Source organism: Moorena sp. SIO3I6 (genome assembly GCF_010672095.1).
Genome location: NZ_JAAHHU010000512.1, coordinates 1 through 3,007, shown reverse-complemented (window position 1 = coordinate 3,007; position 3,007 = coordinate 1). Strand labels below are relative to the sequence as shown.

General features: G+C 41.8%; 3 protein-coding genes. All 3 read left to right on the top strand.

Annotated features, from left to right (window positions below):
- Positions 1 to 9 precede the first annotated feature (9 nt).
- The 3 genes from F6K49_RS38765 (at position 10) to ltrA (ending at position 2,872) form a co-directional block, all read left to right on the top strand.
- On the top strand, positions 10 to 240 hold the full coding sequence (locus F6K49_RS38765; RefSeq protein WP_293105806.1) for an element excision factor XisH family protein: 231 nt from the start codon (positions 10 to 12) through the stop codon (positions 238 to 240).
- A 29-nt stretch (positions 241 to 269) separates the two neighbouring features.
- Positions 270 to 563, top strand: a complete 294-nt coding sequence (locus tag F6K49_RS38760; RefSeq protein ID WP_366514284.1) for a XisI protein — start codon at positions 270 to 272, stop codon at positions 561 to 563.
- A gap of 599 nt (positions 564 to 1,162) precedes the next feature.
- Positions 1,163 to 2,872 carry a group II intron reverse transcriptase/maturase gene (gene ltrA, locus F6K49_RS38755; protein ID WP_293105800.1) on the top strand — a complete coding sequence of 570 codons (1,710 nt, stop codon included), beginning with the start codon at positions 1,163 to 1,165 and terminating at the stop codon, positions 2,870 to 2,872.
- Positions 2,873 to 3,007 lie beyond the last annotated feature (135 nt).

Here is a 3,007-nt window from a genome sequence, read left to right as displayed (position 1 = left end):
TAAAGCTTTATTTCATCTTCTAGTGTTTTTCAATTTCATTTAGCGTTAGGGCAGTTTTTGAATTACCGAATCGTACTAGGGCTGAAGCAACCACAACGAGTACTTTATTTGGCTGTTCCCTTATCCATTTACGACGATTTTTTTGGTGAAGAACTGCCTCAACTTAGTGTTAAAGAGTTTCAAGTTAAGCTGTTAGTATTCGATCCTAAGCAGGAGGTAATTGTGGAATGGATAAATTAAATCAGTATCGTGAAGCGATTAAGAAAATTTTGACAGATTACAGCAAAATTAAACCTTCGTTTGGGGATATAGACCGCTATACTTCCTTTGATATAGAAAACGACCACTATCAAATTATTAGTGTGGGTTGGGAAGAGCATCGCCGCGTCTATGGCTGCCTGATTCACATTGATATTATCAACGACAAGATTTGGATTCAATACGATGGAACGGAATATGGTGTGGCTAATGAGCTGACTGATGCGGGAATTCCTAAGTATGATATTGTATTAGCCTTTCACACTCCGTTTATGCGTCAGTATAGTGATTTTGCGGTCGGTTGAAGGGAATAGGGAGGTGCGATTCGTTGGCTAGAAACCTTATCCTAAAAAAGGATTTGGGGGATTAGCCGCTTGGCCAGGAAACTGAACCATGACAACTTGATAACCATGATGGTGAGAATCCATCCCTCGTGAAATCCGAGTGACAGCCCTACCCTGATTCATGAATCTAACAAACTCATGGATTGATGCAAGGGTCGAACAGTGAAGCATCATTAACCTGAAAAGATGTTAGTAACAGGAAAAGGACTCATGGGTACGAAAGAAAGGTACACCAGAATCATCGTCATCCCTAGGTAGCGAAATAAGGATTGATACGCTACAGACAAAAAGGCCATGGAATTAAGGATTGTGAGGATTTCCCATCTCATAATGATTTCCCTAACAATTCCCGGTGAAAAGTACCACCCTAAAAGTCCAAAGAATGGTTATCAGGAACGAAGTAAACCTCATATGTACTCTCAATAAGGTCGATTGTTGAGTAGGCAGTTAGCCGCAAGTCATATAAGGGCAAGATTGAGTCAGAAGCCAATGCCTAGGGTAATGCCTAAGATAAGCTGACGGACTCACGTCAAACGGAAAAGGTATGGTTGTAAGTAGTAATGAACAAGTCTAAAACTCGGGGGTTCGCCTCACGGTCGGAATGGAATAAGGTCAACTGGCGCAAGCTAGAAATGACCCTATTTAAGTTACAAAAACGAATATACCGAGCCTCACAACGTGGTGATGTCCGCGTGGTACGAAAGCTGCAAAAAACTCTGACGAAGTCCTGGACAGCCAAAATGATAGCGGTGCGTCGGGTCACACAAGAGAATAAAGGTAAAAAGACTGCTGGAATAGACGGGATTAAAGCCTTAACCAATAGACAACGTCTCGCCTTAGTAGCCAAACTGAAAATCTCTAAAAAGGCGCAACCTACCAGAAGGGTTTGGATTCCCAAACCTGGAAAAACAGAAAAGCGTCCATTAGGAATACCGACCATGTATGACCGCGCTCTACAGGCACTGGCTCAACAGGCTGTTGAGCCAGAATGGGAAGCAAAATTTGAACCCAATTCGTACGGGTTCAGGCCAGGACGCTCATGCCATGACGCCATTGAAGCAATATTCATTGCTATAAGCAAAAAACCCAAATGGGTATTAGATGCTGACATAGCTAAATGCTTCGATAAAATTAACCATGATGCACTTTTAACTAAATTAAATACCTATCCATCCATGAGACGTTTAATTAAGTCCTGGCTCAAAGCCGGTGTGATGGATAACAAGACATTCTCATCTACAGAAGAAGGTACTCCTCAAGGTGGTGTAATATCTCCACTTTTAGCGAATATAGCCCTCCACGGAATGGAAGAACGGATCAACAAATACGCCGAATCAATGCCCGGAAGCAAACGAGCAAACAAACAAGCGTTAAGCCTAATCCGTTATGCTGATGATTTTATAATCACCCATCAAGACCACAAAGTGGTAGAAGAATGTCAAAAAGTCATCAACAAATGGCTACATGACATGGGATTGGAATTAAAACCAAGTAAGACAAAAATTACTCATACATTTGATGGATTTAACTTTCTTGGATTCAATATCCGTCAATATAAAGTAGGTAAGAACCACTCAAAACAAGGTTTTAAAACCATTATAAAACCGTCTAAAGAGAAAGTTCTAGAACATTATGGACAGCTCTCAAGAGTCATCGACCGACACAGAGCCGCCCCACAGGAAGCCCTAATAAGCAACCTTAAACCCATCATACGTGGATGGTGTAATTACTACAGTTCAGTCTGTAGTAAAGAAACATTCAAAAAATTGGGATACATGTTATGGAATAAACTCAGACGATGGGGAAATCAGAGACACCCCAAGAAATCCAGAACATGGGTAACCAAGAAATATTGGGGCACCATAGGGAAAGACAACTGGATGTTCAAGACCAATGAAGATAACTATCTTCTAAAACACGCCAAAACAGAAATAGTCAGGCATGTAAAAGTCAAGGAAACCAGAAGTCCCTACGATGGAGACCTGATTTATTGGAGTACCAGAATGAGAAAGCATCCCGAGATGACCACTCAGAAAGGAAGGCTTTTAGAACGGCAACAAGGGAAATGCGCTCATTGTGGTCTTACCTTTAGAGATGGAGATTTATTGGAAAAACACCATATAATACCACGCTCCATAGGTGGAAATGACTTGGATAAAAACCTGGAATTATTACACCTACATTGCCATGATATTAAACACCGGTCGAAAATCAACACTTTCGCCGTAGGCCACCCTACGCGAACGGAGTTGGATGAAAACCCATTTTAGAGGTACCAATGACAATGGTTCCGTTTGATGAGGAGCCGTATGATGCGAAAGTGTCACGTACGGTTTTGAAGACGAGTCGGTGAGGCGACTCACCGGCTTAGTTTAATTCGGGAATCGGGAATCGGGAATCGGGAA